Genomic DNA, 18,511 nt, shown 5'->3' with positions numbered 1-18,511 from the left:
AGCCAGCTGGTCACAGCGTCTCCGCCTGTACACTTAATGGACTACACTGCAGATGATCCGGAAAGTTACCCGTAATTTGCCCGTTCGAATGCGTCATTTACCGTATTCAGGTAGAGAGAAGGGCGTATAGAAGGCCGGAACCGCTCGGTACATGCTAAGGGACGACTCTTAACGTGACTCAAATCCGGAGCTTGACTATGCGACACGGAGATATATCCAGCAGTGACGACACCGTAGGTGTCGCCGTCGTCAACTATAAAATGCCGCGCTTACATACGCGTGAGGAAGTACGGGAGAACGCGAAAAATATTGCCGAAATGATTGTGGGAATGAAAATCGGTTTACCTGGCATGGATCTAGTGGTGTTCCCGGAATACAGCACGATGGGCATCATGTACGACAAAGATGAAATGATGGCCACCGCTGCGACTATCCCCGGCGATGAAACTGATATTTTCAGCGCCTCCTGTAAAGAAGCCAATACCTGGGGCATCTTTTCGCTGACCGGCGAACGTCACGAGGAGCACCCCAACAAGGCCCCGTACAACACGCTGGTGTTAATTAACAATGAAGGAGAGATTGTTCAGAAATACCGTAAATGTATTCCCTGGTGCCCGATCGAAGGCTGGTATCCGGGGGATCGTACTTATGTATCGGAGGGGCCAAAAGGCTTGAAAATAAGCCTGATAATCTGCGATGACGGTAACTATCCTGAAATCTGGCGTGATTGTGCAATGAAAGGCGCGGAACTGATTGTTCGATGTCAGGGCTATATGTACCCGGCCAAGGAGCAGCAAGTGATGATGGCTAAAACCATGGCGTGGGCGAACAATTCCTATGTTGCCGTTGCCAACGCCACCGGGTTCGATGGGGTGTATTCCTATTTTGGTCACTCGGCCATTATCGGCTTCGATGGCCGTACGCTCGGTGAGTGCGGTGAAGAAGATATGGGTGTGCAGTATGCGCAATTATCTGTATCACAGATTCGTGATGCACGCGCCAATGATCAGTCGCAGAACCACCTGTTTAAACTACTCCACCGCGGGTATACCGGCGTGCACAACTCCGGTGACGGGGACAAAGGTATTGCGGATTGCCCGTTTGAGTTCTATCGCACATGGGTGATGGATGCCGAAAGAGCGCAGGCCGATGTCGAAGCTATGACGCGTAAAACGATTGGCGTTGCTGAATGCCCGGTGGGTGATTTACCGATAGAAGGTAAAGAGTCCGAGGCGGGAGCGTAAACGGCGCGAGGGCTACGAATCTTGCCGTTTATTAACGAACAACTCGAACATCAACAGGAGCGCGTGGCGCGCGCGGATGCCGAACGCAGGATTGCCCGCGCTTCGTGTTTTCGCTTTGACCCAGAGGACGTCATGGCTCTGTTGCGGCATCGCATCGTGGGCCAGGATCAGGCGCTGGCCGAAATGGAAGCCATGCTTTTTACAGTGAAAGCGGATTTTTCTTCCAGGACAAGCCCACTGGCGGTACTGTTTTTTCTTGGCCCTACGGGCGTCGGTAAAACTGAAATTGTGCTTGTGCTCAGTGAAGCCATTCATGGGGATGCCAATCACATGTGTCGCATCGACATGAATACGCTTGCGCAAGCACACTACAGTGCGGCGATCACCGGTTCGCCACCCGGGTATGTTGGCAGTAAAGAAGGGCAAACCCTGTTTAATATCGATGCGATTAAAGGCAGCTACAGTGCGCCAGGTATCGTGTTGTTTGATGAGATAGAGAAAGCCAGCCGTGATGTTGTTCGCGCGATTCTGAATGTACTCGATACCGGCAAGCTAACCTTAACCTCGGGTGCTAAAGAAATCGATTTTACCAATGCCCTGATATTTATGACCAGTAACATCGGGGCAAAAGAGTACAGCCGGCAGCTCGAAAAATACCAACGTGGCTGGAGGCACGTTTTCGGATTGAAAGCGCGTGATGAAAGCAAAGTCCTCGATCGGGCATTACATGCGCACTTTGACCCGGAATTCTTGAATCGCATAGAGCGCATTGTTCCCTTCAATAGGCTAGACGCCAGTCGCCAACACCACATTATTGAGCTGGAAATTCAAAAATTAAACCAGCGCCTTGCTCGAAAGGACGCCCGAATAAGTTGCGATGCTTCGGCGATCAGCTATTTGTCGCAAAGCTACGATGAGCGTTTTGGTGCGAGGGGCATGCGTCGTAAGATTCGTACAGTACTTGAGCCATTGCTGGCCAGAGCAATGTTTGATCAGCCTGAGCAGAGCGAGTTCTTCGCGAGCGTGGTGAACAAAGAGCTGAGGGTTTCCGGGATGTAGAGCTTAGTTGGGGCATTACTCACCGTCTGGAAAGAGCTTTACCCATTTCGATAAAGGCATCGGATCCTGAATAAAACCAAGCGGGTCTGCGTCAGTGGCAAGCATGCCGCGATCGACAGTGAACGAGATGATGTCATCCGCGCCGATAGTTTCCGTCTCCACGAATGCGGCCGGTGATTACAGCCAAGAGGCTTTGATCTGTTTATTGAAAAGATACCTGGAGCTCGCGCAATCTCCTTTTAGGCGGCCTATCAGAAATCGATCAACCCGGTTTCTTGTCAGTTTATATCCCGTGAGATATTTGTGTTCTACGCTAGGTTATAGCGTAACAATTTAATACTAAGTGGTTGACAAGTAAGAAGGTGGTGTTGCATAGTGATCGTCGCTTGGCCGCGAATAGGCAGATAGCACCTATGCGCTGGCAGCAGGCGGATAAGCCGGCTCTTATGAAAACAGTTTTGCGGGAATAAACGCAATAAGCCCTGATTAAGTAATCACTGTTTTAAGGTATCACTATGCAGAACCCACAGACTTACGGACACTTCATCGGTGGCGAGTTTCAGGCGCCTGCTTCGGGCGAATATCTGGAGTCCATCAACCCCGCTAACGGCACCCTTGCCGCACGCATTGCCAAGGGCAACAGCGTCGATGTCGATACCAGCGTCGCTGCCGCCAAGGCGGCTGCAGCGGCGTGGGCGGATATGCGCCCACTGGAACGTGGCAGGATTCTTACCGATCTGGGCCGCAAGCTACGCGACAATATTGGCCTGCTGGCGAAGCTGGAGTCAGTGGAGATGGGGGCGCCGGTCGCTGCCGCTGCGATGCTTCTGGGGACTGCAGCGGCCTACTTTGAATACTACGGTGGTCTGGCGCCATCGCTGCAGGGAGAGACGATTCCTGTCGGTCCGGATCAGCATTCCTACACCGTGTACGAGCCCTATGGCGTGGTGGGCATTATTACCCCGTGGAATGCGCCCTTGAACCAAAGTGCGCGCAGTATTGCGCCAGCGCTCGCGGCGGGCAACTGTATTGTCCACAAACCGAGCGAGTACACATCGGTAACCGCGCTGGTGTTTGCGCAGTTGGCGGTCGAAGCGGGTTTGCCAGCCGGCGTCTGGAACGTCATTACCGGTTTGGGAGCCGATACAGGGGAGGCGCTGGTTGCACATCCCGATGTCAGCAAAATCGCGTTCACCGGTTCGGTGAAAACTGGCCAGGCCATCGGTGCCATTGCCGCGGAGAAAGTAATGGCCGTTACGCTGGAACTGGGCGGAAAATCACCGAATATTGTTTTCGAGGATGCCGATCTCCAGGCGGCGACCATGGGCGTGTTGTTGGGATTTGTCGCCAATAGCGGACAGGTTTGCCTGGCCGGCAGTCGCGTGTTGGTGCAACGGTCTATTTACGATCAGTTTTCGCAGATGCTGGCAGGTGCAGCCCAGCATCTTCCATTGGGGTGCGACAAGCCCATGCCGACGCTGGGGCCCATTGCCAACCGGGATCAGTACGAAAAAGTGCTCAGCTACTTCGACGTGGCGAATGAGGACGGCGCCACCCTGCTCACCGGAGGGGAAAAAGCCGAAGGAGAAGGCCTGGAAAACGGCTTCTACATCAAGCCGACAATCTACGGCGATGTGAGCAACGATATGCGTATTGCCCGCGAGGAGATCTTCGGCCCCGTCGGCGTGCTCATTCCGTTTGATACGGAAGAGGAGGCGATCGCCATCGCCAATGATACCGAGTATGGGTTGGCGGCAGGTGTCTGGACCCAGAATCTGGGCCGTGCCCACCGCGTGGCGGCACGGGTACAGGCCGGGCAGATCTATGTAAATTACTATCTGGAAGGCAGCGTGGAGCATCCGCTGGGCGGCTACAAGAAGAGCGGTATCGGCCGCGAGAAAGGCATGGTTGCGCTCAAACAATATGCCCAGCTCAAGAATATTTCCATCAAGTTGACCTAATCACCGTTCATCGCAGGACCGACCATGATTACGCTATATCAATTTAAATCCTCGCCCCTGTGCGAAAAGGTCAGACGCATCCTCAACTACAAGGGCATCGCCTTTGATATCCACGAGGTCGATCGCACTGCGGTTGGCGAGCTCAAGCACGTCAGTCCATTTGGCAAGTTCCCGGCCCTGCAGGACGGTGATATCCCGGTGTGTGACTCCACTGATATCGCCTATTACCTCGAGGAAAAATTCCCGGAGCGGCCACTGGTGCCGGCGGACCCTAAACTGAAAGCGCAGATGCATATAGCGGAAGACTGGGCAGATGAAAGCCTCTACTTCTACGAAATTACCATGCGGCTCTCCTGGGAGGGAAATCTGCGCGTGGGTCTCGACAAGATGATGGAAACCATGCCGGCCAACGTGACGAAAGAGCAGGCGCTGGCCCTGGTATTAAGTGGCAGTCAGCAGTTGGTCGCTGCACAGGGCCTGGGTCGCAAGACACGCGAGCAGGTTATTGCCGATGTAGAGCGCCATATCGCTGCGGTCGCGGCTCTGGTGGGCGAGGAGGGCTGGATGGTAGGAGACACCATCAGTCTGGCGGATCTCTCGGTTATCGCCGAAATGCGCTGCCTGATGGATGCGGCGGAAGCGCGAGAGATTCTCAAAGGCTATCCCCAGATCAGTGCCTGGATGGACAGGGTCGACGAGGTGGCACCGAACTGACTGAAATCCGACCGGCAAGCTATAACATTCTTTCGCCCACTCAATGTGGGCGCTTTTTTATGGCTGGCGGCGGTTCTGGTATGGAAAGATTCACAATGAAAATCATCAGCCTGATAATGCTTTTGGGTATACCGGTTATTTCCGCGTGGGCCGCCGACGCACAACCTTCACCGATGATTGCCGAGACATGGGCCTGTTCCTACAACGAGGGGAAAAGCGTCGATGATGTGCTCATGGCAAGGGATTACATGGTTTCCCAGGCAGATACGGCCGGGCTGGTATTGCCGCCTTCGTTCTTGTGGACTTTGACAGAGGGCGATGTCGAGATCGACTATGCCTGGTTCAATGTCCATCTGGACAGCAGTACCTTCGATACTTCGGCTGACGCCTGGGAAGCCAGTGGCATTGGTCCAGCCGTGCAGGAGCGCTTCTCCTCTGTTGCCGATTGCACAGCGATCACGAGTAGGGCGCAGATGATTTTTCCACTGGGTAATCCTGGTGCGTCCGTTCCGGCCGGGCCTGTACTAATCGCTTCGCAGAGTTGTCATTTTATCGACAGTGCCTCCGAGGAAGAACTGTGGAAATTGTTCTCGCTCATGCACGACGTCATGCAAGGAATGGGCGACAAGGCTCCCGCGTTTTCGACGGCATTGCTCCCGCTTGAATCTAGCGCGCCGGATGTGGTCGTCTATGAAGGTTATAAGAATGCCATTGCCTGGAGTAGCTACGACCGTGAACTGCGCAACACCGAAGCCGGCCAGCACCTGCGCAATCATAAGAACACGTTGTTGGATTGCGCTGACCCGATTCTATGGTCCAGCCAGTATGTGGTAGGAGTGAATCAATAGCTGCCACTAACCACGCTATGCAGTTGTGGCACTACTGATTGCACTCATTGCTGTACGTCGGTGTGAATTGCCACGAAGGCGTTACCGCTGGGCCGTTTTAAGGTAAGGGAGCCCTGTACAGGTTCAGAACGATGATGGCGCGATGGTCAGGTCCATGCCGTCGAGGACGTCAGTCACAGGAACCTGACAACTGAGGCGGGAGTTGCTTTCCCGTTCTTGCACGCCCTCGAGTAATTCATCCTCCTCAGCTCCAATGTCCGGCAGCTTGTCCAGCCAGTTTTCACCGATATAGACATGACAGGTGCCGCAGGAGCAGAGGCCGCCGCATATCGCTTCTACCCCATAGGGTTGATATTGCAGGGTTTCCATCAGTGTCGGGCCAGTCTCCGTTTCAAGCTCGTGATTCTGGCCACTGCGATCTGTTACTAACAGCGTTATCATCGGCTTCACCTTATCGGTCAGTTGCGATCAGGTGTGCGAGCTTGGGTTCCACCCGTTGGTCTTCGGGAATGTTTTCCTGACCGATACGCCGATCCAACTCCTCGTGCCAATGGTAGATTCGACGTTCCTGGTAGTTCAGTGGGATACCTTTGAAGACCCGGGATTGCATCGCTTTCTGGATAGTGGGCATAAACTGGATATCTTCTCCCAGCACGATGTCCAGTTGGCTGATGCGCTCCTTCCAGATATCGGGTAGGGGTGCGCCGTCAAGGTCGGGCGTCATCCAGTGGATCTCCACATAGGTGGTTTCGATGTCCACTGGCCAGAATGTCAGGAGCGGGGCGCCGGTGTGGTCGATGTGCGCCGTCAGGTTTGGGAAGATGTTGTAGGTGCAGCTGGTAGTCCGCGCTGTTTCACCGACGGTATCGATTTCTTTGAAGCCCTCGGCGGCATGAGCAAGCAGTGTCTCATCTCGCGACGGGATGACCATTCGAGAATGTCCCTTCTCCCACAGTGTGATATGGGTGCCGCGGTGATCGAACACTGGGTCCAGAGTTTGTGGATGGATGGATTTGATATGGTACACCTCCAAAAAGGCGTCCATAAAAATCTTCAAATTACACTTCACCTCAAACCCGTGACGCTCGACAAAACGCAACTTATCGGGTTGCATTTCATCGAAGTCTTTTACGAAAGGCCCGAGGTAATCCAACAGCGGCTCTGCGTCAGAGTTTTCATTGATGAAAATGAAATTGCCATACGTCTCGCAACGGACGTTGTACAGGCTACGGCACGACATATCCAAATCGACAAAATCGCGCTTATCGCGCAGGTTGATCAGTTCACCTTCGAGGTTGTAAGTCCAACCGTGATAGCCGCACATCAAGCCACGTTTGTTCCCTGATCCCTCTTGAACAATCGGTGCGCCGCGATGCCGGCACGTGTTGAAGAAAGCGCGGACGATGCCATCGTTTCCCCTGATCAAAAAAATCGGGGCGCTGCCGCGTTCAAACAAAAGGTAATCGCCCGGGTTGGGTAGCTCATCGTCGTGGGCGACGTACAGCCAGGCGTTCTGCCACAGTTTTTCCATCTCCAACTTGAAGAAGTCGGGGTCGGTGTAGCGTTGTACCGGAATATCTGGAAGTGGCGGAAAATTCTCCGGTGGCTCCTTGCGAGAACCCTCGTATTCCATGCCTGCCTTAATCAAGTCTTCTGTTTTCTGGTCCATGTTGTCATCCTTCAATCTGGGTGTCGCATTTACACGTTTAATAACTCATGGCGATTGTCATGTAGGCCTCTTTCAGCCTGAATGTGCTCACCAGGCGCACCGATACCCTTGCAGGGAGTGGGTGCGCATGGTCGAGCGGCCGGGTGAGCCTCAGAGCGGGTTGGGAACCCGCAGGTGCTCGGCCCACTGTGCCCACGGTATACCGGTGCTCATACCCCCGTCGACGACCATTGCCTGGCCCGTGACCCAGTTCGACTCATCGCTGGCCAGAAACAATGCCATGGCTGCCAGATCTTCCGGCTTGCCGACGCGTCCGATTGGCGTGAGTTTTTCAAAGTGATCCAGTATGGCGGTGTTGCCCTGGAATATCGGCGTATCCACCACACCCGGGCAAATGGAGTTGACGCGTATACCGTAATGGCCGAGTTCGAGTGCTACGCTATTGGTGAGCCCGATGACGGCTGCCTTGGTAGCTGAATACAAATGTGGCCCCATGCCGGAAGTGATGCCGCAGACCGAAGCATTGTTGATGATGCTTCCGCTGCCTCGAGCGATCATATGCTCGGCGACATGCTTCATTCCAAAAAACGTACTCTTGAGATTTACATCGACCGTTCCGTCAAAGTGCTCCTCCGGGATCGATGCGATAGGGCCGTTGGCGCCGCCGCCACCTGCGTTGTTGAAAAGGCAGTCGAGCTGCCCCCACTGCTCGATAGAGCGTGAGACCGCCTCGGCGACGTCCTTCTCAATAGTCACGTTGGTGGCAATGAACAGCACGTCATCACCGAGCTCGGCGGCGAGCGCTTCGCCTTTTTCCTCGTCCAGGTCGGCAATGGTTACCCGTGCACCTTCAGCGACAAAACGTCGGACCGTCTCGGCACCAATGCCTGAGGCTCCGCCGGTGACAAGTGCGCCCTTACCCTGCAATCTATTCATGTCTTTTCCTCCTTCTCTTTCTAAATTATGTATACAGATTATGTCTTTGGATTAGTCCAGCAGCACGGGAGCGAGTTCACGCCAGACATCGATCTCGGGCTTCGGTCCCCAGGATTGGACGCCCACGTGGTCGGCACCGGCATCGAGGTGGGCCTTAATCTTGGCTGCGATTGTCTCAGGGTCGCCCCAGGGCACGAGCGCGTCAATGAGACGATCGCTGATATCGCCGCCTTCCGCAGTGAAATCCTCAACGGTGTAACCGAGTCGGTACATGTTATTGGCGTAGTTTGGCCCGCGCAGGTATAGCGTGATGAACTCCCGGGCGATGGCTCGTGCCTTGTCAGGGTCGCTTTCAAGGATTACCGCTACCTCGGGTGCGAGCAGCGGCCCGTCACCGAGCATCACCCGCGCCGCGGCAGTATATTCTGCTGTCACCAGGTAGGGGTGACCGCCGACAGTGCGTTTGGCACCCAGCTCCAGCATCTTGGGGCCGAACGCGCCCAGCACGCAATCCTCACCCGCCAGACCCTCGGCGGCGAGGTCTTCAAGATAGCCGCGCATCTTTGCCAGTGGAGAGATTTTGTCGTAGTCGTCGCCGACCAGACCTTTATGGCTCGCACCCAGTCCAAGCAGGAAACGACCACCGCTGTCGGCCTGCAGTTTTTTCGTTTCCTGGGCGCACTCAGCGGGAGTATGGCGCCAGATGTTGACGATGCTGGTGCCGATGGTCAGGTTTGATGTGGCGGCCAGGGCCATACCACAGCGCTCGAAAATATGGCCGCCATCGAAACCGGGAATCCACAACGCGGAATAGCCGAGCTCCTCTGCGGCTGTAGCCATATCAGTCGCCGTCTCCGCAGGGCCAAAGTACGGCGTACGGCTCCACACACCAATCTTGCCCAGTTGCTTCCGCATCGGTTCAGCGTCAATTTGTGTCTCTATACGGCCTCTTTGCTTCGCTTTTTCGACTGCTGCGATCCAACCCTGCTCAAATTTAGCCGCCGCCGCACTGCGCTGCTGCTCTAGCGCTTCAATCTGGGCGGGGGTCAGGCTGGCTTGCTGCTGAGGGACAATGTCCAACTCGGAGATACTGTCGTCCTCCTCACGCCACAGCTGAATAATTCGCTTCCCGAAGGTGTTTTTCACCCAGGCGTGCCAATCGCCGTGGCTTAAGGGAAACTCGAAGTGCACCACGCTGCCGTTTGTTCCCAACAAGACCAGGGGCTCCAGCTTTACGCTGTACACCTCGTTTGGGACCTCGGCGTCCAGGCGTTTGAGCACCTTTGTCCATATTTCGATTGAACGAGACTCGTGATCACTATCGGTCATCTTTATTTTCTCCTCAGTTTGATTGGTCAGCGATTCGCTCGCCGTTGCTCGTGGTAAATACTCAGCTACAGGAACTGGCAGCTAGAGGTACTGGTTAGTTTTGCCTCAACGATAGCGCCGCCTTGCAGTTCGTCATCATAAAATACTTATTAGTTGAACAGTACATTAGATGCTGGGGGTCGTCAACATGCGCAGGGAGCACTTGAAAACTGCCGGCTTCAACTGCGTTGATACAATCGGGCAATAATTAGAGAGAATATTGCCTAGTTATTGCCGCTGTTGAGAATTATTGTTCCGTTCGACAGGAACTTCCCCCGTGAATTACTCAGGAGTTTGAGCATGGCTAGCAGTAATCCATTTGGTCCCAAGGGCTGGTTACCCGAACGAATCAACTCGCTTGCCGGTAAAACGTATGCCATCACCGGGGCCAATACCGGTGCGGGGTTCCAGGCGGCGCGGATACTGCTCTCCAAAAGTGCCAACGTGGTGATGCTGAACCGCAATCCTGGCAAATCTGAAGCGGCTATTGAGCAACTGAAAGAGGAATTTGGCAGCACCGCTGCCGTCAGCTACGTACCTATGGACCTGGCAGAGCTCGATAGTGTGCGCTCCGCTGCCGCAGAGGTTCTGGAGACGGTTCCTCGAATCGATGCGCTTATATGCAATGCAGCTATCGCACAGATTGCGAAACAGGCGATTACGGCCGACGGCTTTGAAAGCCAATTGGGTGTGAACCACTACGGCCACTTCCTTTTATGCGGGCTATTGTTTGAGCGGATAGAAGTGTCCGAAGGGCGTATCGTTGTCGTATCCAGCGAGGGCCATAAACTGGGGCTGAGAGCGATCCAGTTTGACGATATGAACTGGGATAAGAACTACCATCCAAACAAGGTCTACAGCCAGAGTAAACTGGCGCAGATGATGTTCGCCTACGAACTTCAGGACAGAATCAAAGACGCACACAAACAGGTGCAAGTGTATGTCTGTCACCCGGGCGCATCAGATACATCACTGATCCGTGAAAGCGCCAGCTTCGCAACCAGGGTTAGCTGGTCTTTGATGGTGAAGCTAGGGGTGGCTCAATCGGCCGAAAAAGGCGCTTATCCTGAAGTCATGTGTGCTACTGAAGAGAACTTGAAACAACGGGCTTATTACGGGCCAACCGGAAGGATGAATTTTGGCGGCCCGGTTGGAGAATGTAAGCTTGAGTCATTCGTTTTGGATAAGGACGCTCTAGCCCGGTTGTGGGTACTCTCCGAGAAAGAAACCTCTCTGAGTTGGTCGCTATAGCCTGGTAGTGACTGGTACGGGCCATTCAGGCAGGGGTTGTAATGAAAAATCGGAACTTAAGACGTCGCTATCGAAAGAAAATGTAATGAAGACTTTCAATTTATCCATAGGAATCTTTGTGGTGATTTCGACCATGTCATACGCGAGTGGTACAAAAGAACAATTGAATGAGAGAGAAGGTACAGTCCAGGATGGGGAGGGCAACACCTATCGTACCGTGACAATTGGCCGCCAGGTGTGGCTGGCGGAAAATCTCCGGAGTACGAGGTTTCAGGATGGCGCCGAGATTAAGACGGCGTTTATTCCCAATGATGAAGAAAGAAACCTCCTGAAATATGGCAGGCTATATGACTGGCATGATGTCGCAGATGAAAGAAATATCTGCCCGGCTGGCTGGAGAGTGGCTTCCGACCAGGATTGGAGAGTGCTGGAAAGAGCCATTGGAATACCTGAACAAGATGTCAACAGCTATGGATGGCGGGGTGATGACGACATAGCAATCACGCTGAAAGATGCTCAGCCAAACTCGCTATTCAAGACATTCGATCAATCTCGGGTAAACAAATACGGCTTTTCTGCAAGGCCTGCTGGAGTGAAGTGGAATAATTGGTACATCACTCAGGGAATGTACAGCGAGTTTTGGACGAGTAGCAATGCCACAGAAGATGAAGCCCATGCCAGAACACTCGCATACTCCTGCTGGAATACGCATAAGGGTGAAATACGCCGGGAGAAATTGAACAAAAATTATATGTTTTCAGTCAGGTGCGTAAAAAACCAGCCAGAACCCGGTGTATCGATTGATTAGTCCGATACGCCGAAAGCGCTGGGATTGACATAATTACAACCCGAATCCGGCCATCAGGCGGCACAGGCGCGATTACAGAGCTGCTCCGGCTCCGGGCGTTTGTCCGCCCCATAAGCTGGTCCCGCCACAGGCTCTCAAGGAGCGGTGCTCACTCCGGCCTCACCCAATATTGAGATGGATTGGGTGTTGACGGTCTCCAGAATTTATCGTACTGTTCAACCAATAAGTAACATTGGATCGATTGACGGGATGCAATGACCTTGTAGAGGCGCACCCACAGCAGACCGTCTGAAGGATAGGACATTGAACCACTTGCACCAGTGATGGTGCATTTTTAGCGAAATATAACTAACTGTGTAAACAGGAAGTATAAGAATTTACAACGAGTATCAGGGATGTGCTTTCCTGAAACTGCCTATTAACGATGAACAGCGTCGAGCGAGTTGCCGACCGATTTTGCTGCGGAGAGTACGATAATGAAAACGAAACTTTCGAGATATAACCAATTGTCCATGGGGGAGCACTTGAGCGACGCCCGAGCACCCTTGACCGTGTCGGCGCTGGCGATGCTGTCGGTAGGCTCAGCGTTGCTACCCGTTCAATCGGTACAAGCCGAAGGGGTGGAAAGTGTCAACGTTATCGAAGAGGTGTTTGTGACAGCCCGGAAACGCGAGGAATCCCTGCAGGAGACACCTGTTGCGGTCAGCGTGCTCACCTCGGATATGGTCAAGGCCAACCAGATCGAGGGCATTGCAGACCTTGGAACCATCGTTCCCGGTTTGGTAACTGCCGAGTCCACGGCGGCTACCGGCGGTACCATCTATCTGCGCGGTGTCGGGACGGGCGGCGGCAATGCGCTGTTCGATCAGGCGGTCGCCATCAACCTTGACGGTGTCGGTATCAGTAGCGTGCAGTTGATGAGTACAGGGATGTTCGACCTCGAGCGCATCGAAGTGTTGCGGGGGCCGCAGGCCTTGTTCTACGGCAAGAACAGCCCAGGCGGCGTGATAGCGCTGCACACCAAGGATCCCACGGCTGAGTTTGAGGCGCAGTTCACTGCAGAGTATGAAACCGAGACCGAAGAGCCGGCAATACGGGGTATTGTCTCTGGGCCGTTGACAGAAACACTGTCCGGGCGTTTGTCGATGGGTTGGTCTAACGCGGACAAATACCTCTTCGATGTCTACAATTTTGATGAGTTTGAAACAGGCCCCAACGGTGAGCCGGTGCAGACAGCGTTTGCCACCGGGAAAAACTCGTTCTCCACCGAGCACAAGTTCGCGATGGGCACCTTGATGTGGGAGCCTACGGACAATTTTACGGGGAAACTGAAATATGCGTATCTGAAAAAGGATCAGGATGGCAGCGCCATGTTCAGTGCCACGCGGACGCAGTGCCCATACGGCGAGCCGCAGGTTCTGTACCCCGTGCCTGGTATCAATAATTGCAAGGCGGGCGACAAAATCATAGCCCCCGGAACGAACCCGGCACTCGTTTCGCGTGACCAGCTCTACCCGGGCTACCGTGGCGATGAAGGTGGGTTCATAAAAGATGAAGACCATTTTGCGGTGCTTGAGATGAATTATGATCTGGGTAACGACCTCAATCTGACGTCGGTATCCGGGTACTTCGAGAACGAGAACAAGCGGTTGGGCGATTCAAGCTGGCAGGTGGCTTCTGGGTTGGTCAGCTCGGGCTACTTTCACCTCGAGCAGTGGACCCAGGAACTTCGCCTGAGCTCAGATTACTCCGGCCCGGTAAACTTTACGCTGGGTGCATACTACGAAGACAAGCAGATCGAGTCGAAGCAAGGCGTCGTGTTCGGTAGTAATCTTGTCGATGTTCCGGTCGCGTTCGGTGTGTTCGGGATTCCCGGTGGTACGCAGATTAACTCACAGGACAGCAAGGCCTATTCTGCTTTCGCTCAGGTGATATGGGATCTGACAGAAAAGTGGACTCTTTCTGGTGGCGCACGCTATTCATATGAAGAGAAAAGCCCCACCATCACTGCCGAGGTGGGTGCTGCTCCTGAAATTGGCCAGCCCGCTGTGCCCCTCACGGACATTCTTCTCGATGATGACAACCCCGATTGGAGCAATGTTTCCCCGGAAGTGACGCTGAGCTATCAGTACAATGATGATGTCATGTTCTTCGCGAGTTACAGGACGGGGTTCAAATCCGGGGGTGTTGATGGTTCCTTTAATGTGTCTACTACCCTGCCGTTAACGGCAGCGGGCATTCCCTATAATAACCTCTACGACGAGGAGAAGATCAAGGGAGGCGAAGTAGGCATGAAATCTACCCTGCTGGATGGCTCGCTGCGCTTCAATGTCACCGCATACAGCTACGATTATGATGACATGCAGTTGTCAAAATTGACCACCGGCTCTGGTGGGGTTCCCTCGCTACAGGTGATCAACGCCGCGGGAGCCTCTCTCGAAGGTGTTGAGGTGGAGACTTTCTGGCTGACACCGGTCGATGGATTAACGCTGACGGCCAACCTTGCCTGGGCCAATTCTGAATACGACGACTACATCGCGGACTGCTATGTCGGGCAAACCATTGCGATGGGCTGTGACGTCAATCCCGATCCGGTCACTGGCAATTTCACTGGCGCTGACATGTCCGGGGACTCGCTCCCGAACGCGTCTGATTGGAGTGCAACTTTCGGTCTGGACTATCAGGTTGCACTGGTTGACAACTGGAATCTTGGCTTGAATCTGACGACTGCCTACAAGGATGACTACAACGCCACAGCTTTGTTATACCCGGACAGCTATCGCCAGGATAGCTACTGGTGGACAAATGCGGCGGTGAGTGTGTTCTCATCCGATGACAAGTGGGAGTTCTTTCTCCGAGGTATAAACCTGGGAGATGTGCAGTACGCGACCGAGGGCTCGAATACGATCCCCGGAGGAAACGCGGCGACAACCGGGACGAATGATCCCAGTGGCCTTACTGACTTCTGGCAGTTCATTAACGGCGGGCGTCAGTTTACGGTTGGTTTAACTTATCGTATGTAAGTGGAAAACAGAGGCTATTAACCGTTAGCGCCACCAAGGACTCTTGTACGTCCCGGTGGCGCTTCTGCAATTTACGCAATAGCTCTTAAACTGCAGCACGGAAGGGCATACCTGTGATGTAAACCCGACTATAGATCAGGCGTGATAACGTTGAAACTGAATGGCAATGCATCTGTGTAGCAGCACTGCCGGTTCTCAAATCTGGAAGTTGATATGAATTACGATGGAAAATCTGCAATTGTCACCGGAGGGGCGACCGGTATCGGCCGTGCACTGGCGGTATCGCTGGCCAGCAAAGGATGCAAAGTCGCCATTGCAGATATTGATCTGGAAAATGCCCAGTCTGCCGTTGGGGAGATCGAATCCCTGGGGGGGAGGCTATAGCCTATCAATGCGATGTGGCAAAATTCGACCAGGTAGCCGAGGTGTTTTCCAAAGCATTCAAGGACTTTGGGGCCATAGAACTGGCATTCATCAATGCTGGAGTCACTCAGCTCGCCACATTGGATAACCTGAAGCCACTGGATCTCGAATGGATGTTTCGGGTAAACGTCTTTGGCGCCTGGCAATGTGCCAAATGTTTCATCGAAGAAACCAGAAAAGCTGGTACTGCGGGTGCTCACATCATTTTTACCGGTTCGGAGAACAGCCTGTCGATTCCTCCCCATTCACGTGCCGTGGGTGCCGGGGGTTACAATATGACGAAACACGCGATGCTATCGATGGCAGAGACATTCAGGTACGAGCTGGAGAATGAAAACATTGCAGTGAGCCTGGCGCTTCCAGGGGGCGTCCAGACCGAAATCCTGTTCTCGGTCCAAAAACGCCAGGAGGAATTCGGAGGCGCTGGTACACCCTTGATAGCAAGTGCCGAAGATCTCGCGTTAGGTGGGGATGATTCTCCACCTATCCTAAGCCCTGATCGAGTTGCTGAGCTGATTATGGCCGGTGTGGCTGACGGGCAATTTTTTGTCCCTACCCACCCGCACGTACTGCAGGATTTCTTGAGCAGGGCTGCAGAGGTAGAAGCGGCATTTAGCGCGACGTCTTTTTAGGTCTGGCAGACCAGACTCCGATTATCGCGTACACGTGCTATTGCGCCGGCCTGCCTGAAAGCAGAATCGGTCGAGCTGGCGCGCCTCAATACTCATTGCTAAAGCGGATGCTCGACATGGTACAAAAAATACTCATTGCTCTATTTCTTTCGTATATCCCAATGTCAGCGACTCTGGCGGACTCTCCACCGGCGTCGATCAGTACCCAGCAGTACGAGCAGTGGTTTGATGAAATATCGAACTGGGGCCGCTGGGGAAAGGATGATGAACTCGGCACCCTCAATATCATTACGCCGGACATGAAAATCAAGGCGGCAGCACTTGTGAAAGTGGGGGTCAGTGTTTCCCTGGCGAGTGACCTCAACACGCAGCAGAGCGAATACAATCCGGAGCCGTTTGTGAGCGAATCCAGGGTGGTCAGTGTCGATGGTAGCCATTCCGTTGTGTCTGATAAATATGCTGTGGAGTACCACGGTGCCGCACATGCTCACATTGATGGCCTCGCCCATATGATTCACAAAGGGCAGATGTATAACGGCTTGTCAGAGGAACTACTGGGGCCTGAGGGAGCGGGAAAGCTGGGCATCCACAATATGAAGAATGGTGTTTTTACGCGTGGCGTACTGGTCGATATGGCATGGTTTGAAGGCGTGGACTATCTTGCTCCCGGTCAGGCAATTACTGCCTCCGATCTTGAGGCCTGGGAAGAAAAAACCGGCATCCGCATAGGTGCTGGCGATGCTTTATTGGTGCGAACGGGTCGTTGGGAGCGCGTTCGGCAAGACGGTCCGGTGCATTTGATAGAAGGGGCTGCCGGCTTGCATGCCTCTGTGGCGTTGTGGCTGAAACAGAGAGATGTGGCGGTTGTCGGTTCGGATGGTGGGAATGATGTGCTACCGTCTGGCGTCGAGGGGGTGGTCATACCATTTCATACGCTTACCCTGGCCGCATTGGGTATGCCCCTGCTGGATAATCTCAATCTCGAAGCATTGTCCAGTGAAGCCATGCAGCACAAGCGGTGGGAATTTTTGTTTGTTGCGGCACCGCTGCGGGCAGTGGGTGGGAGCGGTGCTCCTGTGAATCCGTTGGCGGTTTTCTAGTCAACCGTTTGCTGGCCTCGTTGCGCACAGTGTGATTCGATTTCAGCGGATACTATGTCGCAATCACACAAGGGTCATACTCTGGAATGGCTCCACTGCTTTGGCGATTGCCCGTACATGCGTTTGAACTCCCGGCTGAATTGAGACGAGCTCACGTAGCCCACTTCCATAGCCGCTTCGCTCACATTCATTCCTCCGGCAATTTTCATCGCGGCATTGTTCAGTCGCATGGACTTCACAAACTGGATGGGCGACATACGGGTGGCCTGCTTGAATTTGCGGTGGAGCACGGCCCGGCTCATGCCGACCTGGCTAGCCATCTCTTCGATGCTGACGGATTTGTGCAGCCGACATGACAAATACTCAATTGCACGGGCGATTTCATTGCCCACGCCAAATGCACGCCTTGCGGAATTTCCCGCTTCACCCTGCAAAATCGCGTAGTACAACTCCCGAAGGCGGCCGTCACTGAGTACTGCCGTATCTGTCGGGCTATCCGCTAATTGCAGCAGCCGCAGCAGCGCGTCGGTAAATGTGTTGTCCCAGTGAGCCAGCGCGAGTCCCTGCGGTAGTGCGCTGTTACTGGGCCTTTGAATGGCGCCGCCGGCGCTTTCCATTTCAAGCGCCAGCTCGGTCATCAGCCTCGTATCCAGGGTGATATATACCCCCAGCAGAGGGTTGTCCGGCGAGGCCGTGGGTGTCCCTGCCTCCACTGGCATCGACATGGTGCAGCACAGGTACTGACTGCTGTCATAGACATATTTATTGCCGTCCAAAATGGCTTCTTTGGACCCGTTTACGATGGCTACCACCACGGGTTCGTATACTGCAGGGGCGCATGGCAGCGGGGTGGTCATCTGGAAGAGTTGTACACCCTTTATCCCGGTGTCCACCATGCCGTCTTCGTCGACACGGTTTTCAATAAACTGCTTTATCTGCTGTTGGCTCATGCAGGCAACATAGCACTGCAAAACACGCTACTCAATCCTGTTGATACAAATAGGCAAATATTCGAGACAATACAGCCTGATCCAGCTCGGCTGCGAGAGCTATGATAGCAATTGGCCGCCATCGCCAAGCAACTTGATGTTGCTAATGGCATTGTTCTGGCGCCTTGCCAGCGGTGTGTATAGACGACGCGATTCTCTGTAACGCTGCCACAGCGTGGATGTCCCAAACGCCTATCTCCCCAAGGCATCTGGCCTAAACGTATATGTCTCCAGTGTATACGCCGTAAAGAGACGATGAATTGACGAATTATCGTTACTCATGTAACGTTAAGCTATAATATACTTAGTGGTTAAATGGTAAATAATATAATCGGGAGGCGCCGTAGCGATGATCGCAAGACAGGGCTGAGCGAGAGATAGCGTGGACGACCTGAATTGTGTTTTGTACTCGTCGCTCAAAGCAATCTACTCATAAGTGCATTGAAACTGACCTTATCGTTATCGACTGCACAGAGCATCTGTTTG

The 18,511-nt window shown here is 53.7% G+C and carries 15 protein-coding genes and 1 pseudogene; 10 read left to right on the top strand and 6 right to left on the bottom strand.

All coding sequences use genetic code 11. The annotated features are described in order from the left end of the window. Positions 1-197: 197 nt before the first annotated feature. Both AC0L6S_RS09765 and AC0L6S_RS09760 read left to right on the top strand, forming a co-directional pair. Positions 198-1,244 carry an aliphatic amidase gene (locus AC0L6S_RS09765; RefSeq protein WP_473428295.1) on the top strand — a complete coding sequence of 349 codons (1,047 nt, stop codon included), beginning with the start codon at positions 198-200 and terminating at the stop codon, positions 1,242-1,244. 21 nt (positions 1,245-1,265) lie between these two features. After that, entirely contained in the window at positions 1,266-2,303 is a 1,038-nt protein-coding gene (locus tag AC0L6S_RS09760; RefSeq protein WP_473428294.1) for an AAA family ATPase, read from the top strand. Positions 2,304-2,318: 15 nt separating this feature from the next. Here AC0L6S_RS09760 and AC0L6S_RS09755 read toward each other — a convergent pair whose 3' ends face one another. After that, on the bottom strand, positions 2,319-2,465 hold the full coding sequence (locus tag AC0L6S_RS09755; protein ID WP_473428293.1) for a hypothetical protein: 147 nt from the start codon (positions 2,463-2,465) through the stop codon (positions 2,319-2,321). A gap of 353 nt (positions 2,466-2,818) precedes the next feature. Between AC0L6S_RS09755 and AC0L6S_RS09750 the strand changes: the two genes are divergently transcribed. The 3 genes from AC0L6S_RS09750 to AC0L6S_RS09740 all read left to right on the top strand — a co-directional run bounded on the left by AC0L6S_RS09750 (position 2,819) and on the right by AC0L6S_RS09740 (position 5,826). Beyond that, positions 2,819-4,264: an aldehyde dehydrogenase family protein gene (locus AC0L6S_RS09750; protein ID WP_473428292.1), complete on the top strand. Its 1,446-nt coding sequence runs from the start codon at positions 2,819-2,821 to the stop codon at positions 4,262-4,264. A 24-nt stretch (positions 4,265-4,288) separates the two neighbouring features. Beyond that, on the top strand, positions 4,289-4,978 hold the full coding sequence (locus AC0L6S_RS09745; RefSeq protein ID WP_473428291.1) for a glutathione S-transferase family protein: 690 nt from the start codon (positions 4,289-4,291) through the stop codon (positions 4,976-4,978). 95 nt (positions 4,979-5,073) lie between these two features. Continuing rightward, on the top strand, positions 5,074-5,826 hold the full coding sequence (locus AC0L6S_RS09740) for a hypothetical protein (protein WP_473428290.1): 753 nt from the start codon (positions 5,074-5,076) through the stop codon (positions 5,824-5,826). A gap of 123 nt (positions 5,827-5,949) precedes the next feature. On the opposite strand, the gene AC0L6S_RS09735 is transcribed toward AC0L6S_RS09740, so the two are convergent. The 4 genes from AC0L6S_RS09735 to AC0L6S_RS09720 form a co-directional block, all read right to left on the bottom strand. Continuing rightward, positions 5,950-6,267 (bottom strand): 2Fe-2S iron-sulfur cluster-binding protein, encoded by a 318-nt coding sequence (locus AC0L6S_RS09735; protein ID WP_473428289.1) that lies wholly within the window; start codon positions 6,265-6,267, stop codon positions 5,950-5,952. A gap of 10 nt (positions 6,268-6,277) precedes the next feature. Next, entirely contained in the window at positions 6,278-7,495 is a 1,218-nt protein-coding gene (locus AC0L6S_RS09730) for an aromatic ring-hydroxylating oxygenase subunit alpha (protein WP_473428288.1), read from the bottom strand. A 150-nt stretch (positions 7,496-7,645) separates the two neighbouring features. Continuing rightward, positions 7,646-8,431 carry an SDR family NAD(P)-dependent oxidoreductase gene (locus AC0L6S_RS09725; protein WP_473428287.1) on the bottom strand — a complete coding sequence of 262 codons (786 nt, stop codon included), beginning with the start codon at positions 8,429-8,431 and terminating at the stop codon, positions 7,646-7,648. A 51-nt stretch (positions 8,432-8,482) separates the two neighbouring features. Further along, the gene (locus tag AC0L6S_RS09720; RefSeq protein ID WP_473428286.1) at positions 8,483-9,760 is read right to left on the bottom strand and encodes a TIGR03620 family F420-dependent LLM class oxidoreductase; all 1,278 of its coding nucleotides are present in this window, start codon (positions 9,758-9,760) and stop codon (positions 8,483-8,485) included. A gap of 339 nt (positions 9,761-10,099) precedes the next feature. Between AC0L6S_RS09720 and AC0L6S_RS09715 the strand changes: the two genes are divergently transcribed. From AC0L6S_RS09715 to AC0L6S_RS09695, 5 genes and pseudogenes are all read left to right on the top strand, one after another. Further along, positions 10,100-11,050, top strand: coding sequence for an SDR family oxidoreductase (locus AC0L6S_RS09715; protein WP_473428285.1), 951 nt, complete (start codon positions 10,100-10,102; stop codon positions 11,048-11,050). A gap of 85 nt (positions 11,051-11,135) precedes the next feature. Further along, a complete protein-coding gene (locus AC0L6S_RS09710; RefSeq protein WP_473428284.1) occupies positions 11,136-11,858 on the top strand; it encodes a fibrobacter succinogenes major paralogous domain-containing protein in 723 nt (240 codons plus the stop codon). Positions 11,859-12,334: 476 nt separating this feature from the next. Further along, positions 12,335-14,881: a TonB-dependent receptor gene (locus AC0L6S_RS09705; RefSeq protein WP_473428283.1), complete on the top strand. Its 2,547-nt coding sequence runs from the start codon at positions 12,335-12,337 to the stop codon at positions 14,879-14,881. A 213-nt stretch (positions 14,882-15,094) separates the two neighbouring features. Continuing rightward, positions 15,095-15,936: pseudogene (locus AC0L6S_RS09700) on the top strand (SDR family NAD(P)-dependent oxidoreductase). Between the two features lie 161 nt (positions 15,937-16,097). After that, positions 16,098-17,036, top strand: a complete 939-nt coding sequence (locus tag AC0L6S_RS09695) for a cyclase family protein (RefSeq protein ID WP_473428282.1) — start codon at positions 16,098-16,100, stop codon at positions 17,034-17,036. A gap of 74 nt (positions 17,037-17,110) precedes the next feature. Here AC0L6S_RS09695 and AC0L6S_RS09690 read toward each other — a convergent pair whose 3' ends face one another. Next, the gene (locus AC0L6S_RS09690) at positions 17,111-17,986 is read right to left on the bottom strand and encodes an AraC family transcriptional regulator (protein ID WP_473428281.1); all 876 of its coding nucleotides are present in this window, start codon (positions 17,984-17,986) and stop codon (positions 17,111-17,113) included. Positions 17,987-18,511: the final 525 nt, after the last annotated feature.

This window comes from Halioglobus sp. D3-4 (genome assembly GCF_055809315.1).
This window is presented reverse-complemented; position numbering and strand designations above follow the sequence as displayed.